The following is a 17,415-nucleotide window of genomic DNA, read 5'->3' on the forward strand; positions in this document are numbered from 1 at the left end:
GGGCAGGATGGCGCCATGACGAGTCCCCCCGGCCGACCGTCGGCCCGCCCCGCGCTCCGGGTGTCGGTCCTGCGGGAGCTTCTTCTCGCCCCTGGTGGGCCACTCGCGCGGCTCGACGTCGTGGAGAGTTCCGGCTCGACGAACGCGGACATCGCCGCCACCCTCGCGCGCGACCCGGCCTCCTTGCCCGATCGCACGGTGCTGGTGGCCGAGCTCCAGACCGCAGGGCGTGGGCGGGCCGGCCGGCACTGGGAGGCGCCGTCGCGCTCCTCGCTCGCGGTCTCGTTCCTGCTCCGGCCCGGGCCGGGCGTGCCGCTCCCGACGTTCGGCTGGCTCCCGTTGCTCGCTGGTCTGGCGGGGGTGACGGCACTGCGGGGCACCACGGGCGTCGACGTCCGGCTCAAGTGGCCGAACGACCTCCTGGTGAGCTCTCCGGACAGGACGGAGCTCCCGGGCTGGGACACGGATCGCAAGATCGGGGGGATCCTCAGCGAGCTCGTGACGACGTCGGTCGGGCCGGCGGCGATCGTGGGCATCGGCATCAACGTGTCGCAGGAGCCCGACGAGCTTCCGGTCGAGTCGGCCGCATCCCTGCTCACGGCCGGTGCGGGGGAGATCGACCGCGAGACGCTGCTCGTGGCCCTCGTCGACGCGGTCGTCTCCGTCGACGCGCGGTGGCGGGAGGCGCACGGCGATGCGGTCGCGGCCGGCCTCGCCGACGAGTGCACGGCCGTCTGCGGCACGCTCGGGCGCAAGGTGCGGGTCGATCTCCCGGGTGACGTGGTGGTCGAGGGGCAGGCGCTGGCGCTCGGTCCGGACGGTTCCCTCGTGGTCGAGGAGACGTCCGGTCGCGTCCGTTCGGTCCTGGCAGGTGACGTGCGTCACCTCCGTGCGACCGCGTGAATTACGCTCAGGACGTGCCCGACGACGCCGGATCCCCTGACCGCCCCTCGGTCCCGGCAGCGCACGAGCCGGGGACCTCGACGGTGTCCGCCCTGGACGACCGGCTGCTCGGCGGTCCGCGTGTCCTGACCATGCGTCAGGTGGCGACGGATCTCGACGTCGAGCTCGACGTCGTGCGGCGGTACTGGCAGACGCTCGGTCTCCCGAGGGCCGACATCGACGACACGGTCCTGACGGCCGACGATGCCGCGGCGCTCGGCCACGTGCTGGAGCTCGTGCGGGACCACGGGCTCGAGATGAGTACCGTCATCACGTTGACGCGCGCCCTCGGTCACACCGCGGACCGGTTGGCCCTCTGGGAGGTCGAGGCGCTCGTCGAGGACATGGCCCGCCGGTACGAGCTCGACGACGTGAGCGCCCGGCTGCTCGTGCTCGACCGGCTCGCCGGGCTCGCCCCGCTCCTCGAGGCGCAGCTCGTCTACTCGTGGCGCCGGCACCTGGCGGCGGTCGCCGGTCGGTTCGCCGCCGAGTTCGCCGAGCTGCGTGCGCCTCAGACGGCCGACCGGCATGCGTTGCCGCTCCCGCGGGCGGTGGGATTCGCGGACATGGTCTCGTTCACGCGTGTGAGCGCCGGACTGGACTACACCGAGCTCTCGGCGTTCGTGCAGCGCTTCGAGACCGCGGCGCGCGACGTCGTGTCCGCTGCGGGCGGGCGCGTGGTCAAGACGATCGGTGACGCCGTGCTGTTCGTCGCGGACGACGTCGCCACCGGTGCCGATGTCGCGCTGGGCCTCGCCCGCGAGATCGGCTCCGAGGGCATCACGCCACCGGTGCGGGTCTCGATGGTGTGGGGGCGGGTGCTCTCGCGCTTCGGCGACGTGTTCGGGCCGCCGGTCAACCTCGCGGCGCGGCTCGCGGACGAGGCGCGACCTCGCAGCGTGCTGATCGACCAGACGACCGCGGACCATCTGGCCGGTGATCCGCGCTTCGTCCTCGTGCGGCAGGAGCCGCGCGAGGTGCAGGGGCTCGGCGCGATCGCCCCGGTGCTGCTCCGCTGGTCCGGCGACCAGGACGCGGTGCTCGACCGGGGTGCGGTGTTCGAGCAGGGTGCGCCGTTCGAGCAGAGTGCGGTGCTCGAGCAGAGTGCGGTGCGCGAGCAGAGTGCGGTGCGCGAGCAGAGTGCGGTGCTCGACCGGGGTGCCGTGTCCGATCAGGTACGGGTGTCCGATCAGGTGCAGGTGCCCGATCAGGGTGCGAGCGGCGCGAGCAGCTGAGGTCCGTCTGTCCCGACGCGGTTCACGGCGGTCGAGACCGGGACGGCGACGAGATCAGGCGGCGGCAGGCGGAGCAGGTCCGCGGCCGCAGGCGGGTCGACGGACGGGTCGAGCCAGAGGTCCCAGGTCTGCGGTCCGAGGATCACGGGTTGGCGATCGTGGATCGCTCGGAGCTCTCCCTGCGCGGCCGTGGTGAGGATCGTGGCGGTGACGAGCCACGGGTCGACGCCGTCCTCGGGTGTCCCGGGCGTCTTCCAGAACTCGTACAGTCCCGCGAACGCCAGTGGTGCGCCGTCCGCGGCGCGGATCGCGTACGGCTGCTTCGAGGTGGTGGTGCTGCCGGGCGGCGGCGCGGCCCACTCGTAGTACGCGTCGGCGGGGACGATCGCGCGTCGGCGTGCGAATGCCCGGCTGAACGACGGCTTCTCCTGGGCGGTCTCGGACCGGGCGTTGATCATCCGGGCGCCGACCGACGGGTCCTTCGCCCAGGAGGGGACGAGTCCCCACCGCGCGAGCCGCAGCGAGCGGACGACCTCGTGCGTGTCGCTGCTCTCACGCTCGACCACGATCCGGATCTGCTGGGTCGGCGCGACGTTCCACGAGGGTGGGAGCAGGCGTGCGTCGTCCGCGACCTCGGCGAGGGCGAACGCGTCGGCAAGGTCCTGGGCCTCGCGGAACGAGGCGAAGCGGCCGCACATGCGATCCAGTCTGCACCGGGAGCCGCGACGCGGGTCGTCCGGGCGCGACGCGGTCGCCGCGTCGAATCGATTCGACTTCCCCAGGTGGGCGTGGCACGATCAGCACTCGTGAGTGACGTCGGCGAGCCCCGGGACGACGCCCGCCGGACGACGCGCCCGAGCGCCAGGTACGTGCTGCTCCTGGGTTCGATGACGACGCTCCCGGCGATCTCGACGGACATGTACCTGCCGTCCCTGCCCGACGTCGCACGTGACCTGCACACGACGGCGACCGCCGCGCAGCTCACCATCACCGCGATGCTGGTCGGTGGTGCGCTCGGCCAGCTCGTGATCGGTCCGCTCTCCGACCGGTTCGGACGCCGACGGCCGGCCATGGTCGGCATCGCCCTGCACGTGCTCACGTCGCTCTTGTGCGCGATCGCGCCGAGCATCGTCCCGATGATCGCGGCCCGGTCCCTCCAGGGCTTCTTCAACGCCGCGGCGACCGTGTCCGCGATGGCGGTGATCCGGGACCGGTTCGTCGGCGCCGACGCGTCCCAGCTGTTGTCACGGCTCATGCTGGTGATCGGTGTCTCGCCGCTGTTCGCGCCGTCGATCGGTGGGCTGATCGCCGGTCAGGCCGGGTGGCGCGCGGTGTTCCTGGCGCTGGCCCTGGCCGGTGTCGCGCTGTGGGTCCTGCTGTGGCGGCGGATGCCGGAGACCCTGCCGGTGGAGCGCCGACGCGAGGGTGGCCTCCGGTCGGCGCTGGCCGGGTACCGCACCCTGGTGCGCGATCGCCACTTCGTCGCGCTCGCGGTGCTGCCTGGCCTCGGGATGGTGATCCTCATGAGCTACGTCGTCGGGTCACCGTTCGTGCTGCGTGAGGGGTTCGGTCTGTCCGCCAACCAGTTCGGGCTGCTGTTCGCCTTCAACGGCATCGCCCTGGTCGGCGGTGCGCAGATCAATGCCGCCCTCGTGCGCCGGGTCGCCCCCGTGCGCATCCTGCGCGTCGCGCTGCCGATCTCGTTGATGCTCACCGCGAGCCTGTTCGCCGTGGTGCATCTGCTCCCGCACGAGCTGGTGCCGCTGCTCGTCGTCCTGTGGCTCCTCATGGGGACGATCAACTTCGTCCCGCCCAACGCGTCGGCGCTCGCGCTCAGCCGTCACGGCGAGATCGCCGGAACGGCTGCGGCGGTCATCGGCTCGCTGCAGGCCGGTGTCGCCGGGGTCGTGAGCCCACTCGTCGGGGTGCTCGGGGGAACGCGGTCGCGATGGGGACCGTGATGGTCAGCGCCTCGGTGACGGCCCTGGCGGTGCTGATGATCGCCACGCCGGCGTACCGGCGCGGTGGGTGGTCGGCGGCCTGAGCTCAGCCGAGCCCGACGGCCCCGCCGATGCCGGCGAGCACGACGAGAGCGAGCGAGGACCAGGCGGCCACGACCCACCACTCGACGGGGTGAGGGTGCTCACCCTGCCGCTGGGCGATCCGGTGCGGTTCCATACCGGTGTCATCGGCACGATGACCGCCGACAACATCCCTTTGACCGGTCGTTCTCAGAAACTTCACCCGGTCGGCACAGGCGGGAGCCTCCCACCAGCATGTGCGGTGGACCGTGCGGAGGTGCGTCTGGCGAGTCGCGCCGGTCGGCGTCAGGCTGCGGCTGCTGCGGCCACCTGCTGACGCAGCTTCTCGACCTGGGTGGACAGTGACTCGAGGACCGTCTTGGCGGCGCCGTCGACGCCGGCGGCCGCGGCATCGAGCTGTGTCTTCGCTGCGGCGAGCGCGGAGTCGGCGCGCGTGAGCGCCGCGGTGGTCGCGGGGCTCGGGGTGGCGGTCTGGGCGTCGAGCGCGCTCCGGGCTGTCGCGATCGCGCTGCTCGCGGTGTCGACGGCGGCCCGGGCCGAGGAGTCCACGCCGGCGAGCGTGGTGCGCGCGTCGTTGATGGTCGTCGTGATCGAGTCGATCGAGGCCCGCGCCTCGTCGACGCGCGAGCGGACGCTGTCGACGGCGTTCTGGGCGGAGTCCTTGAGATCGGCGGCCTGGGAGCAGGCGCTCAGGCCGAGCGCGATGCCGATGGCGACGACGACCGACAGCGCGGCGGACCGTGTGGTGGGTCGAGTGGCACGGCGACCGGATGGGGACGGCCTCACGGGAGCTCCTTCGTCGTGGAGAGTCCCATTGTGCCGGACGGGGCGGGTCGCGCGGGTCGTCTCGCGGCTGCAGACAAGGGTGCGCCCCGCCCGATGGTGGGATCGGGCGGGGCGCACGGCGAGCAGACAACCGGTGTGAACCGGTCAGGACACGGACGCAGCCTCCGCCGGGGCGTCGTCCGCAGGTGCACCACTCACGGCACCGTGCTCTCGCACGTCCTGCTGCTCGCGGCGGCCACGGACGTCCTCGATGGACGTTCCGTAGTAGGCCGCAGTCATGAGGTCCTTCATGTCGGCCAGCATCGGCATCCGCGGGTTCGCGGGTGCGCACTGGTCCTCGTAGGCGCCCATCGCCACCTCGTCGAGGCGACCGATGAACTCCAGCTCGTCGACGCCCTGCGCCGCGAAGGAGGCGGGGATCCCGACCTTCGACCGGAGCGCCTCGACCGCGAGGGCGTAGGACTCGACGCCCTCGGCCGGGGTCGCGGCCGGCAGACCGAGCGACTGCGCGATCTGCTGGAACCGCTCCGGCGCGACGTAGTTCTCGTACTTCGGCCAGCTCGTGAGCTTGGTCGGAACCTTGCCGTTGTACCGGATCACGTGTGCCAGGAGGGTGGCGTTGGTCCGGCCGTGGACGAGGTGGAACGTCGAGCCGATCACGTGCGCCATCGCGTGCACGATCCCGAGGAAGGCGTTGCCGAACGCCATACCGGCGATCGTCCCCGCGTTGTGCATCTTCTCGCGGGCGTCCGCCGTCGCCGGGTCGGACGGGTCGCCGTTGACGCTCTGGGCGAGGTTGTCGAAGATCAGGCGGATCGCCTGGAGCGCCATGCCGTCGGTGAAGTCGTTCGCGTAGACCGAGACGTACGCCTCGGTGGCGTGCGTGAGGGCGTCGAAGCCCGAGTCCGCTGCGAGCGAGGCGGGCATCTTCGAGGTGAGGATCGGGTCGATGATCGCGACGGTCGGCGTGAGGGCGTAGTCCGCGAGCGGGTACTTCTTGCCCGACTCCGTGTCCGTGATGACCGCGAACGGGGTCACCTCGGCTCCGGTGCCCGACGTGGTCGGGATGCAGACGAGCTTCGCGAGGTCACCGAGGAGCGGGAAGGTGAACGCGCGCTTGCGGACGTCGAAGAACTTCTGCTTGAGGTCCGAGAAGTTCACCTCGGGGTGCTCGTACAGCAGCCACATGACCTTGGCGGCGTCCATCGGCGAGCCACCGCCGAGCGCGATGATCGTGTCCGGGTGGAAGGCGCGCATCTCGGCCGCGCCCTTCTTCACCGTGGTCACGGACGGCTCCGGCTCCACGGTGTCGATGATCTGCAGCGAGACCTTCTCGGGGCGGCGGCTCAGGACGTCGAGGATCTTGTCGACGAAGCCCAGGCGCGTCATGGTCGTGTCGGTGACGATCGTGACGCGGGAGATCCCCGCCATGTCCGTGAGGTAGCGGATCGCGTTCGGCTCGAAGTACGTCTTGGCCGGCACCTTGAACCACTGGAGGTTGTTGTTCCGTCGGCCGATCCGCTTGATGTTCACCAGGTTGACCGCCGAGACGTTGTTCGACACCGAGTTGTGGCCGTAGGAGCCGCAGCCGAGCGTGAGGGACGGGATGAAGGCGTTGTAGATGTCGCCGATGCCGCCCAGCGAGGAGGGTGCGTTCGCGATGACACGGACCGCCTTGACCCGGGAGCCGAACTCCTCGACGAGGGCGTCGTCCCTGGTGTGGATCGCGGCGCTGTGCCCGAGGCCGTCGAACGCGACCATCTGCTCGGCGAGGGAGATGCCGTGCTCGGTGCTCGCGGCACGCAGCACCGCGAGAACCGGGCACAGCTTCTCGCGAGTCAGTGGCTCGCTCGGCCCGACCTCGCTGACCTCGGCCAGGATGATCGAGGTGTCCTCGGGGACGGAGAACCCGGCCTGCTTGGCGATCCAGGCGGGCGACTGCCCGACGACCGGCGCGTTGAGCTTCGCCTCGCCGCAGTTCTTGCCCTTCGCCTCGACACCGAAGATGAACTTCTCGAGGAGGGCCTTCTCCTTCTTGTTCACGCGGTACGCGTGCAGGATCGCGAACTCCGCCATGGCCGCGTCGTAGATCTCGTCGTCGAGGATGACGGCCTGCTCGGATGCGCAGATCATGCCGTTGTCGAAGGCCTTCGACAGGACGACGTCGTTGACCGCGCGCTTGAGCTTGGCGCTCTTCTCGATGTAGGCGGGGACGTTGCCGGCGCCGACGCCGAGCGCGGGCTTGCCGCACGAGTAGGCGGCGCGGACCATCGCGTTGCCACCGGTCGCCAGGATCAGTGCGACGCCGGGGTGGTTCATCAGCTCGTTGGTCGCGGCGATCGACGGCGCCTCGACCCACTGGATGCAGTGCTCCGGGGCACCGGCCGCGACGGCGGCGTCCCGCACGACGCGGGCGGCGGCGACCGAGGACTCCTGCGCTGACGGGTGGAACGCGAAGATGATCGGGTTGCGCGTCTTCAGGGCGATGAGCGACTTGAAGATCGCGGTCGAGGTCGGGTTCGTCACGGGCGTCACACCGCAGATCACCCCGACCGGCTCGGCGATCTCGGTGATGCCGGTGATGTCGTCGCGGCTGATGATGCCGACGGTCTTGGTCGTCGCCATGCCGTGGGTCACGTGCTCGCACGCGAAGATGTTCTTGACGGCCTTGTCCTCGAAGACTCCGCGGTGCGTCTCGGCGACGGCGAGCTCGGCGAGGGCGCCGTGCTTGTCGAGGGCGGCGACGGCGGCCTTCTTGACGAGGTGGTCCACCTCCTCCTGCGTGAAGCGCCCGTAGGCCTCGAGGGCCTTGGTGGCGTTGGCCACGAGGCCATCGATCGGGCTCACGTCGCTGGAGCGAACCGCAGCGACAGAAGGCGTGGGCTTGGCTGTGCTCGTGCTCGAGGCGGAGGTCACCAGTAGCTCCCGTTGTCGTGATGGAGAGGGGGACGAGATCCCCGTTGACCTCGTGCACCACGCTAGGAGAGGTCCGCCCCGAAACTCTGTGCCCTTGGTCCTGCACGGAGACGACGGCGCGAGCGGGTGCCCGAGATCCGCACGATCATGCGGATCTCAAGGTCGACGGGGTGCGCCCGGCCCTCAGACCCTGTTGAGCCACGACGAGGACAGCTGCTCCTCCTCGAGGTCCAGCTCGCGGAGCATCCGTCGCATCACGACCTCGTCGACACGACCGGCGTCGCGCTCGCGCATGAGCACCACACGCTGCGCCTGGACGGTCTCCCGGCGCAGCTGCTGCAGGCGTCGACCGTGCTCGAGGGCGTCCGGGAGCCCGTGCTCCGGACCGCTCGACGGGTCGAGCGCGCTCGCGACGGCGCGCCCCCGCTGCTCGATCGCGCGCGTGAGCCCACGGGTGATCCGCTCCGCGGCCTCCGCACCGACGGCCCGCGCGAGCATGTCCGACCGGGTCCGGAGCACCTCGGCGGCCGCCCGGTTCGTCAGCACGCGCAGGCCCGCCTCCTGGCTCGCGTCCCTGGCGGCGTCCTCGGCGGCGCCGAGCCCGAGGGCGCGGATCACCCACGGAAGGCTCAGGCCTTGCATGAGCAGCGTGCCGATCGCCACGCCGTAGGCGACGAGCTGGAGCGTCGCCCGCGCCGGGAACGGGGTCGTCCCGCTCGTGACGGGGATGGCCGCCGCCGCGGCGAGCGTCACGACCCCACGCATCCCGGCCCACGACACGACCGCGGACTCCCGGGTCGAGAGCGAGTCACGCGGCGGACGGTGGCTCCCTGGCAGCCGCACGTTGTCCACCCAGGCCGTCGCGAAGACGTACAGGGGACGGATCGCCACCGCCGTCGCGAGCACCGCGAACGCGGCGAGCACCGCGGTGCGGACGCCCTGGTCCGCCGCGATCACGTCCCGGACCACCCACGGGAGCTGCACGCCGATCAGGGCGAACGTGAACGACTCGAGCACCAGGTCGAAGGTCGACCAGATCGGACCCTCGTACAGGCGGGTCGCGTAGCCGGCCTCGGGGGAGGAGTGGCCGAGGTACAGCCCCGCTGCGACGACGGCGAGCACCCCTGAGCCACCGATCTGCTCGGCACCCCAGTAGGCGGCGAACGGGGTCAGCAGGCCGAGCGCGGAGGCCACGACCGCGTCGTCCAGTTGCACACGCACCCGGTGCACGACGACGCCCACCGCCAGCCCGCACCCGACCCCTGCGACGACGGCGACCGCGAATACGCCGAGTCCGTCCGTGAGCGCGGTGGCGCCGGTCGACACGGCTGCGAGAGCGACCTTGTACAGCGTCAGGGAGGTCGCGTCGTTGATGAGGCTCTCGCCGGTGAGCACCGTGGTGGTGCGGCGGGGGAGGCCGAGCCGTCGGCCGACGGCGGTCGCCGCGACGGCGTCGGGCGGCGCGACCACGGCACCGAGCACCAACGCCGCCGAGAGCGGCAGGCCCGGGATCAGCCACGACGCCACGAGTGCGACGGCTGCCGCGGTGGCGAGGACGAGCCCGACGCCGAGGCGGGTGATCGAGTTGAGCGAGGCACGGAAGTCCTGGTACGAGCTGGTCAGCGAGGCCGAGTAGAGCAGCGGTGGGAGGACGAGCTCGAGGAGGACGTGCGGGTTCACCTCGATGCGCGGTACAGCGGGGACGAACGACACCGCGAGCCCGACCGCGAGCACGACGAGATGGGAGGGCCATCCGTAGCGGCGGGCGATCGCGGTGACCGCGACCGCCCCGGCGACCAGGACGAAGATCGTGACCTCGGACACGCCGCTCCTCGCCGCGGCGGGGTCGAGGTGGCCGCCGCGCGGCGAGTCTACGGCCGGGCGCTGGGCGGGGCCTTGGGGTTCAGGGTGCCCACGGACCGCTCGTGCCAGGAGCGGCCGCGGGCCGTCTGTGGCAGCGGACGACGACTCCCGTCAGGACGCGTCGACCGTGACCCCGCGCCAGAACGCGACATGGCCGGCGATCTGGCGTGCCGCGTCCGAGGGCTCGGGGTAGGACCACGCGACGTCTTTACCGGGGCGCCCCGCACCGGCCACCGACCAGTAGTGGGCTTGCCCCTTCCACGGGCACGTGCTCCGGGAGCTGGACTCCTCGAGGAGCTCCCACGCGACGGAGTCGGCGGGGAAGTAGTGGTTGCCCTCGACGACGACGGTTGCGTCGCTCTCGGCGATGACGATGCCGTTCCACGTTGCCCGCATGGCCCTGCTCCTTGCTGCTCGGTTGACGACCGCGATCACCACAGGGAACCCGCGAGTGGTGGCAGGTGATTCCCTTGCGTGCACGGCCAGCGAGCCCCGTTGCCGATCGTCGGGGTGCCGCGAAGGATGATGAGCCGGGCGGACACGAGCCGTCGAGCACTGCGGCGAGGTTCGCCGTCGTGGCGACTCCCATCCGCGTGCGCGGCCCGACGCAGGACGACAACGACGACGGAGCGAGTGACATGACACAGATCTACGAGCTGCGGACCTACACCGCCGAGCCCGGGCGGCTGGACGCCCTGCTCGCCCGGTTCCGGGACCACACGGCCGAGCTCTTCACCCGGCACGGGATGACGAACATCGGCTACTGGGTCACGGCTGACCAGCCCGACACTCTCGTGTACCTGCTGGCGCACGCGGACCCGGAGTCCGCGGCCGCATCGTGGGAGGCGTTCAAGGCGGATCCCGAGTGGCAGGCAGTCAGAGCGGCGTCCGAGGAGGACGGCCCGATCGTGCAGTCGATCACGTCGGTCTTCCTCGAGCCGACGGACTTCTCCGCGCTGCGCTGACGCGACTGTTCGGGTCCGCGCCCGACACGGCGTGCTGATGTCGAGAGACTCGGTCGGTCGCGCGCCCTGGCCCCACGCCGCGGGCACGGACGGGTGCGCGACGCGCCCGGGTCGGGCGCGGGGTGAGGACTCTCCGCAGTGCGGTTGGCTGACGTGCGCGTGTCGGGCGCCGGAGTTGTCGCGTTCGCGCCAGGATGGGTGGGATCACGCTTACGGGGGGCGTCGTGGACCGGTCGATCACGCAGGCTGTGTGGGCGAAGTCGGGTGTGGACGCGTTCGGCCGCGTCGACTCCTGGTTGCCGCTGTGGCAGCACCTCGACGATTCCGCCGAGGTCGCCGCCCGGCTGTGGGACGAGTGGCTCCCGTCCCAGGTGCGTGTGCGGGTGTGTGCCGGGCTCGGTCGGCCCGACGCGGAGGCGCGTCGCCTGGTGATGTTCCTGGCGGGGGTGCACGACCTCGGCAAGGCGACACCGGCGTTCGCCGTCCAGGTGCCGGAGTTCGCAGACCAGCTGACTCTGGTCGGCCTGACGGTTCCCCGCCTTCTTCCCGAGGAGCGCAGGCGACTCCCGCACTCTCTGGCGGGTGAGGTGCTGCTCGAACGATGGCTGTGCGACCGTCACGGGTGGTCGCGGGAGACCGCCGCCCAGCTCGGGGTGGTCGTCGGCGGACATCACGGCGTTCCGCCGGGCAAGAGCGCGGTCCTTCGCGCCGCTGATCACCCCGAGCTCTTCGGCACGGGGCGCTGGCCAGAGGCTCAGGTCGCGTTGATCGAGCGCGCTGCCCGCCGGATCGGCGTCAACCGGTACCTGCCGGCCTGGGGCGACCTGCGGCTGCCGCAGAGCGTCCAGGTCACCCTGACTGCGCTCGTGATCGTGGCGGACTGGATCGCCAGCTCGAGCGAGCTGTTCCCGCTGAGCCCGTTGGGAGCTCAACCTTCCGAAAGTGCTCAGCAACGCGCCACCCGCGCGTGGCAGGACCTGGAGCTTCCTCGTCCGTGGCGGCCTGCGGACACCGGGCTGCCGCCCGACGAGCTCGTGCGTTCGCGGTTCGGCTGGGGCGACGGTGCCGTCGCGAGGCCGGTGCAGCGAGCCGCTCTGGCGGAGGCACGCGCGATGGACGTGCCGGGCCTGCTGGTGATCGAGGCGCCGATGGGTGAGGGGAAGACTGAGGCCGCTCTTCTCGCTGCGGAGGTTCTTGCGGCGCGCTCGGGCGCGGGCGGGTGCTTCGTCGCGCTGCCGACCCAGGCCACCACCGATGCGATGTTCGACCGTGTGCTCGACTGGCTGGGCCGGGTACCGGATGCGGTCGTGGCCGATGATGCGCGCACTGCGGCCGGCCGGCGTGCAGCGTCAGTGGCGTTGGCGCATGGCAAGGCTTCGCTCAACAGTACGTTCCGAGAGCTCCGGATGGCCTCCGGGGCCCACCAGGTCGGCCTCGACGAGGGCGATCAGCCGTCTCGCACGCAACCGGTCCACGACTCGGTGGGAGGCCTCGACGGTGTCGTCCACCGGTGGATGACTGGCCGCAAGAAGGGCCCGCTTGCCGACTTCGTGGTCGGCACGATCGACCAGCTGCTGTTCACGAGCCTTCGTGCCCGTCACCTCGCGCTTCGCCACCTCGGGATGGCGCGCAAGGTGGTGATCCTGGACGAGATCCACTCCTTCGACGCGTACATGAACACCTACCTCCAGACCGCGCTCGAGTGGCTCGGCGCCCACGGGGTGACGGTGATCATGCTGTCCGCCACGCTCCCGTCGAGAGTGCGTGCCGAGCTCGTCGGCGCCTACCGGCGCGGCATGTCCTCGCCTGAACCCGTCGCCGATCGACCTGTTCGTATCGACTGGGCGGCACGTGCCGCGACGACGGGGACCACCCCCGCTGCCACGGCCGGGGTCGACGCGCCGACGAACCAGTCCGATGACGAGGTCGGCGACTACCCGGTCCTGACGTCCCTGCGCGGCGGTGAGGTCACACGCAGGACCGCACCACCGTCCGGGCGGAGCACTCGCGTGCGGCTGGAGACCGCACCGGACGACCTCGACACGCTCTCCGCCCTGCTCCAGGATGCGCTCGCCGAGGGTGGGTGCGCGCTAGTGGTGCGGAACACGGTCGCCCGGGCGCAGCAGACCGCGCAGGCGCTCGCCCAGGTCTTCGAGTCGGAGGTGCGACTCATCCACTCGCGATTCATCGGTCACCACCGGTTGGCGAACGACGCATGGCTCCGCGAATCCTTCGGTGCGCCGAATGGTGGCGAGGGCCGGCCTCCGCGTGCGATCGTCGTCGGCACGCAGGTCGTCGAGCAGTCCCTGGATGTGGACTTCGACCTCCTGGTCACCGATCTCGCACCAGCCGACCTGCTGCTGCAACGCATCGGACGGCTGCACCGGCACGAACGTGGCCTGGGAGAGCCATCGCGCCCCGCGAGGGTGCGCGACGCTCGCTGCGTGGTGGTCGGTGTCTCCGACTGGTCGACGACCCCGCCCGAGCTCGACCGGGGGGGACGGACGGTGTACGGCGAGCACGCGCTGCTGCGGGCGGCCGCACTGGTCATGGAGCGCACCGAGGTCGACGGCGTTCTTGACCTGCCCGGGGACATCGCACCGTGGGTGCAGCGTGCCTACGCTCCCTCGCCTGTTGGACCCGGCTCGTGGCAGGAGGCGATGGCGTCCGCTGCCCTCAAGGCCGACCGGCTGATCGCGGCCAAGCGCGAACGGGCGCGAGTGTTCCTTCTGGCGTCCCCGCGAGCGCCAGGTGTGCCGGTACTCGGCTGGGTCGACGGGAGCATCGGAGAAGCAGACGACACGGCCGCAGGGCAGGCTCAGGTGCGCGATGTCGATCAGTCCCTGGAGGTCCTTGTCCTCGAGCGGGACGACGACGGCCAGCTGCGGCTGCTGGACGGGATCCCGGACTTCGCACACAGGCTGGTCGACCCTGAGCGGGCTCCCGCCCCGGCGCTTGCCCGGGCGATCGCCGGATCTGCCGTGCGCATCGGCGGCTGGGCGGTGCGTGGCTCTGGTGCCGAGCGACTGATCTCCGGGCTGGAGAGGAACTACTTCCCGGCCTGGCAACGTGACCCGCTGCTCTCCGGACAGCTGGTGCTCGTCCTCGACCCGGCCGGGGTGTCATCGGTTGGTGACTGGGTCTTCCGCTACACCACCGTGCACGGTTTGGAGATGTCTCATGTCAGCTGAGACCAGCGCATCGTTCAACCTCGTCCATCGCCCCTGGATCCCGGTGATCCGGATGGATGGTGGCGTCGGTGAGCTGTCGATCCTCGATCTGTTCGACCAGGCTGCGGAGCTCCGTGAGATCACCGGTGACATCCCCACCCAGGTCTTCGCCATCCAGCGGGTCCTGCTGGCGATCCTGCACCGCGCCTGGAACGGGCCGGCGTCCGTCACGCACTGGACGTTCCGCCGTGACCACTGGGATGAGTCCCTGGACGAGGTGCGTTCCTACCTGACCGTCTTCGAGGACCGCTTCGACCTGCGGGGGCCGCGCACCCCGTTCTTCCAGGTCGCTGACCTGCACACCGCGAAGGACGAGCACTCGGGGCTCGAGAAGCTCATCGCCGATGTCCCCAACGGTCAGCCGTTCTTCACGACGAGGATTGGTCGCGGACTCGAGCGGGTCGGCTGGTCCGAGGCGGCGCGCTGGCTGATCCACGTCCACGCCTTCGACCCGTCGGGGATCCGGTCCGGCGCGGTTGGGGATCCTCGGGTCACCGGGGGCAGGGGATACCCGATCGGCCCGGGTTGGTCCGGCCAGATCGGCGGCGTGAGCCTCGTGGGCACCGATGTCCGCGAGACCCTGCTCCTGAACCTGCTGGTGCCGGACCGATCCGGGATTCGGACTTCCGAGCACGACGTACCGCCGTGGGAGCGGCTCCCTCTCGGCGTCGGGGTCGAGGGCTCGGAAGCGCGGCCACCGACGGGCCACCTTGACCTCTACACGTGGCAGTCCCGTCGGGTGCGACTGGTCGGCGACGATAACGGGGTCATCGGGGTCGTCCTGGCACAGGGAGACCGTGCCACCCCACAGAACAGACAGGCGCTCGAGCCGATGACTGCGTGGCGGTTCAGCGAGCCGCAGTCCAAGAAGCTCGCCGCACCGACGTACATGCCGCTCAAACACAATCCTGAGCGTGCCTTCTGGCGCGGGCTGGCGGCACTCCTCCCGGAGGTGGAGGCCCCGGATGCCTCAGGAGATCCTGCGCCTCGGCTGCAGCCGGCGCTCCTCAAGTGGGTGGGCGAGCTCCGATACGAGAACGCGCTCGACGGCGATGCGGTGATCCGAGTTCGTGCGACCGGCATGGCGTACGGCTCCAACGAGTCGATCGTCGAGGAGATCGTCGACGACGTGCTGTCCTTGCCGGTCGCGCTCCTGAGAGCAGACGACTCGCGCCTGCGAACAGTTGCCGTGGAAGCCGTCGAGCAGGCTGACAAGGCCGTTCTCGCGCTGGCGAACCTGGCGGGCAACCTGGCGGCTGCCGCCGGGGCCGGCGCGGTCGATGGTCCGCGGGACCGTGCACGGGAGGTCGCCTACGCCGGTCTGGATGCTCCGTTCCGCGCCTGGATCCTCACCCTGCGATCTAGCGAGTCCGCGACGGAGGCCTCGGCGCGGTGGCAGCAGCAGGTGCGCGCGGTCGTTTGGCGTCTGAGTCGGGAGCTGATCGCGGACACGGGTCCGGCTGGATGGATCGGGCGCGACGTCCGCCAGCGACATGTCGACACCAGCCAGTCCGATGCGTGGTTCCGCAGTCAGCTCCGGGCGGCGCTGCCCCGGGGATTCGTCGAGAGGGAAGTGAGGGACGCATGAGCGAGCAACCGTCGATGCCTCGGGTGGGCGACGCGCTGACCCCTCGACGAGGGGAAGAGCCAGACGGAGAGAGGCCGGAGTACCTTCCGCGGTTGGGTGAGGTCGGAACACTCGTGCACTCGCGCGTCGTGAAGCTTGCCGCAACCCAGCCGAGCTCGGGGACGACGGCCCTCCTCGCACGCTTGCGTCGCGCCGTCGGGAAGCCACCAGGGTGGGATCCCGACCTGTGGGAGCTGACCCTCTCGGAGGTGCCGGGCAGGGCCGTGTCCGACGCACCGACGGCCGAGGAGCGCGCCGTGCACACCGCCCTCACCCTGTACGCCGTGCACCAGCAGTCCAGGCCGGAGCCCATGCACATGCGCGGACATGGTCTCGGCCGGGCTGTCCGTTCTCTCGCGTCCGCGACCCAGGCGGAGTCGGCTGTCCGCCGCCGCTTCGACGCTGCTGCGACCGCCACGTCCTTCGACGAGGAGGTGCACCACCTGCGAGGCCTCGTTGCGCAGCTGCGGGCGCACCGGGTGCCGCTCGACTACGGGCTGCTCGCCGACGACCTGTACCAGCTCCAGGACCCCCGGAAGGTCGACGGCGTTCGCCTGCGATGGGGACGCCAGTACTACCGCATCGAACGTGATGACGCAGCGCACGCGTCAGCGCACACCACCGACCAAGGCCTCGACGTCGCGGCCGAGAACGCTAGAAGGGACGCATCATGATCCGCACGATCATCGACATCCACGCCATCCAGACCGTCCCTCCGAGCAACATCAACCGGGACGACACGGGGAGCCCGAAGACGGCCGTCTACGGCGGTGTGCGCCGTGCACGGGTGTCGAGCCAGGCATGGAAGCGGGCCACTCGCAAGGACTTCGAGACATACCTGGACCGATCGGACCTCGGGGTGCGGACCAAGAGAGTCGTCGAGCTCGTGTCCGAGGAGATCGCCCGGCGGGCCAATGACCTGGATGCGCAGCAGCGCGACGAGATCAGCTCCGCCGTCCTGAAGGCAGCCGAGCTGAAGCTCTCGAAGCCGCGGAAGGGTGAGACCGAGGAGGCCGGGTACCTCGTCTTCCTCGGTCGCCGTCAGGTGGAGTCTCTCGCAGCGCTCGGAGTGGACGCCTTCCGGGGTGCCGGCTTGTCGACACTGACCAAGAAGGCGGTTCAGTCTCTGGTCAAGGACCGCAACGCGATCGACGTCTCGCTGTTCGGTCGCATGGTCGCGGACGTAACCGACCTGAACGTCGACGCGGCGGCGCAGGTCGCGCACGCCATCAGCGTGCACGCCGTCGAGACGGAGTTCGACTTCTTCACTGCCGTCGACGATCAGAAGAACGCCGATGCCGAAGAAGATGCCGGGGCGGGGATGATCGGAACCGTCGAGTTCAACTCGTCGACCCTGTACCGGTATGCCACCGTCGACGTCGACGGCCTCCTGCGCAACCTGGGCGACGTCGAGGCGACCGTACGTGCCGTCGAGGCGTTCGTACGGTCCTTCGTCACCTCGATGCCGACGGGCAAGCAGAACACCTTCGCGAACCGGACCCTGCCGGACGCCGTCGTGGTGATGGTGCGCGAGGACCAGCCCGTCTCACTCGTCGGCGCCTTCGAGGAACCCATCACCTCGAGTGAGTCGAGCGGGCGGGTCGAATCCGCTGTGCGTGCCCTCGTCGCCTATGCGGATGAGGTCGGCAAGGCCTATGGGACCGCGCCGGCGACGGCATGGACCGTCGGGGTCGGGGACCGTGCCGCGTCCCTGGATCTTCTGTCGCCCCGCACGTCGTTCGACCAGCTCGTCCCGGCAGTCGGTGGGTTGGTGCGCGACCGTCTCGGGAGCGAGGCGTGACCTGCCTG

General features: G+C 70.7%; 14 protein-coding genes. 8 read left to right on the forward strand and 6 right to left on the reverse strand.

The window, feature by feature from the left end:
- The first annotated feature begins 15 nt into the window (after nucleotides 1–15).
- Together LJB74_RS15785 and LJB74_RS15790 are read left to right on the forward strand one after the other, a co-directional pair.
- On the forward strand, nucleotides 16–903 hold the full coding sequence (locus LJB74_RS15785; protein ID WP_259309443.1) for a biotin--[acetyl-CoA-carboxylase] ligase: 888 nt from the start codon (nucleotides 16–18) through the stop codon (nucleotides 901–903).
- A 14-nt stretch (nucleotides 904–917) separates the two neighbouring features.
- Nucleotides 918–2,177 carry an adenylate/guanylate cyclase domain-containing protein gene (locus LJB74_RS15790; protein WP_310650858.1) on the forward strand — a complete coding sequence of 420 codons (1,260 nt, stop codon included), beginning with the start codon at nucleotides 918–920 and terminating at the stop codon, nucleotides 2,175–2,177.
- On the opposite strand, the gene LJB74_RS15795 is transcribed toward LJB74_RS15790, so the two are convergent.
- Entirely contained in the window at nucleotides 2,150–2,875 is a 726-nt protein-coding gene (locus LJB74_RS15795) for an SOS response-associated peptidase (RefSeq protein WP_259309444.1), read from the reverse strand. The two genes, LJB74_RS15790 and LJB74_RS15795, sit on opposite strands and share 28 nt — an antisense overlap.
- Before the next feature lie 108 nt (nucleotides 2,876–2,983).
- On the opposite strand from LJB74_RS15795, the gene LJB74_RS15800 reads away from it, so the two are divergent.
- Nucleotides 2,984–4,138 (forward strand): multidrug effflux MFS transporter, encoded by a 1,155-nt coding sequence (locus tag LJB74_RS15800; RefSeq protein WP_310650859.1) that lies wholly within the window; start codon nucleotides 2,984–2,986, stop codon nucleotides 4,136–4,138.
- Between the two features lie 85 nt (nucleotides 4,139–4,223).
- Here LJB74_RS15800 and LJB74_RS15805 read toward each other — a convergent pair whose 3' ends face one another.
- The 5 genes from LJB74_RS15805 to LJB74_RS15825 form a co-directional block, all read right to left on the reverse strand.
- Nucleotides 4,224–4,355 carry a molybdopterin oxidoreductase gene (locus LJB74_RS15805; RefSeq protein ID WP_259309445.1) on the reverse strand — a complete coding sequence of 44 codons (132 nt, stop codon included), beginning with the start codon at nucleotides 4,353–4,355 and terminating at the stop codon, nucleotides 4,224–4,226.
- A gap of 149 nt (nucleotides 4,356–4,504) precedes the next feature.
- Nucleotides 4,505–5,005 carry a hypothetical protein gene (locus LJB74_RS15810; protein ID WP_259309446.1) on the reverse strand — a complete coding sequence of 167 codons (501 nt, stop codon included), beginning with the start codon at nucleotides 5,003–5,005 and terminating at the stop codon, nucleotides 4,505–4,507.
- Nucleotides 5,006–5,149: 144 nt separating this feature from the next.
- Nucleotides 5,150–7,924, reverse strand: a complete 2,775-nt coding sequence (gene adhE / locus LJB74_RS15815) for a bifunctional acetaldehyde-CoA/alcohol dehydrogenase (protein WP_396125235.1) — start codon at nucleotides 7,922–7,924, stop codon at nucleotides 5,150–5,152.
- A gap of 180 nt (nucleotides 7,925–8,104) precedes the next feature.
- Complete coding sequence (locus tag LJB74_RS15820) at nucleotides 8,105–9,745, reverse strand: Na+/H+ antiporter (protein ID WP_259309448.1); 1,641 nt, start codon at nucleotides 9,743–9,745, stop codon at nucleotides 8,105–8,107.
- A 150-nt stretch (nucleotides 9,746–9,895) separates the two neighbouring features.
- Nucleotides 9,896–10,180, reverse strand: a complete 285-nt coding sequence (locus tag LJB74_RS15825; RefSeq protein WP_259309449.1) for a DUF427 domain-containing protein — start codon at nucleotides 10,178–10,180, stop codon at nucleotides 9,896–9,898.
- Nucleotides 10,181–10,359: 179 nt separating this feature from the next.
- Between LJB74_RS15825 and LJB74_RS15830 the strand changes: the two genes are divergently transcribed.
- The 5 genes from LJB74_RS15830 (at nucleotide 10,360) to cas7e (ending at nucleotide 17,407) form a co-directional block, all read left to right on the forward strand.
- A complete protein-coding gene (locus LJB74_RS15830; protein ID WP_259309450.1) occupies nucleotides 10,360–10,749 on the forward strand; it encodes an NIPSNAP family protein in 390 nt (129 codons plus the stop codon).
- Between the two features lie 224 nt (nucleotides 10,750–10,973).
- Complete coding sequence (cas3, locus tag LJB74_RS15835; protein ID WP_259309451.1) at nucleotides 10,974–13,940, forward strand: CRISPR-associated helicase Cas3'; 2,967 nt, start codon at nucleotides 10,974–10,976, stop codon at nucleotides 13,938–13,940.
- The gene (casA, locus tag LJB74_RS15840; protein WP_259309452.1) at nucleotides 13,930–15,567 is read left to right on the forward strand and encodes a type I-E CRISPR-associated protein Cse1/CasA; all 1,638 of its coding nucleotides are present in this window, start codon (nucleotides 13,930–13,932) and stop codon (nucleotides 15,565–15,567) included. Before cas3 ends, casA begins: the two co-directional genes overlap by 11 nt.
- A gap of 128 nt (nucleotides 15,568–15,695) precedes the next feature.
- Complete coding sequence (casB, locus tag LJB74_RS15845; protein WP_259309453.1) at nucleotides 15,696–16,280, forward strand: type I-E CRISPR-associated protein Cse2/CasB; 585 nt, start codon at nucleotides 15,696–15,698, stop codon at nucleotides 16,278–16,280.
- Entirely contained in the window at nucleotides 16,277–17,407 is a 1,131-nt protein-coding gene (gene cas7e / locus LJB74_RS15850) for a type I-E CRISPR-associated protein Cas7/Cse4/CasC (RefSeq protein WP_259309454.1), read from the forward strand. The genes casB and cas7e overlap by 4 nt, the downstream gene beginning before the upstream one ends.
- Nucleotides 17,408–17,415: the final 8 nt, after the last annotated feature.

The organism is Cellulomonas sp. P24, from assembly GCF_024704385.1.
Lineage (GTDB): Bacteria > Actinomycetota > Actinomycetes > Actinomycetales > Cellulomonadaceae > JAJDFX01.

Bases quoted from the DNA above. Each gene is read 5' to 3' on its own strand.
- LJB74_RS15795 (WP_259309444.1), bottom strand. From the start codon at position 2,875: ATGTGCGGCCGCTTCGCCTCGTTCCGCGAGGCCCAGGACCTTGCCGAC.
- LJB74_RS15825 (WP_259309449.1), bottom strand. From the start codon at position 10,180: ATGCGGGCAACGTGGAACGGCATCGTCATCGCCGAGAGCGACGCAACC.
- cas7e (WP_259309454.1), top strand. From the start codon at position 16,277: ATGATCCGCACGATCATCGACATCCACGCCATCCAGACCGTCCCTCCG.
- LJB74_RS15785 (WP_259309443.1), top strand. From the start codon at position 16: ATGACGAGTCCCCCCGGCCGACCGTCGGCCCGCCCCGCGCTCCGGGTG.
- casA (WP_259309452.1), top strand. From the start codon at position 13,930: ATGTCAGCTGAGACCAGCGCATCGTTCAACCTCGTCCATCGCCCCTGG.
- LJB74_RS15805 (WP_259309445.1), bottom strand. From the start codon at position 4,355: ATGGAACCGCACCGGATCGCCCAGCGGCAGGGTGAGCACCCTCACCCC.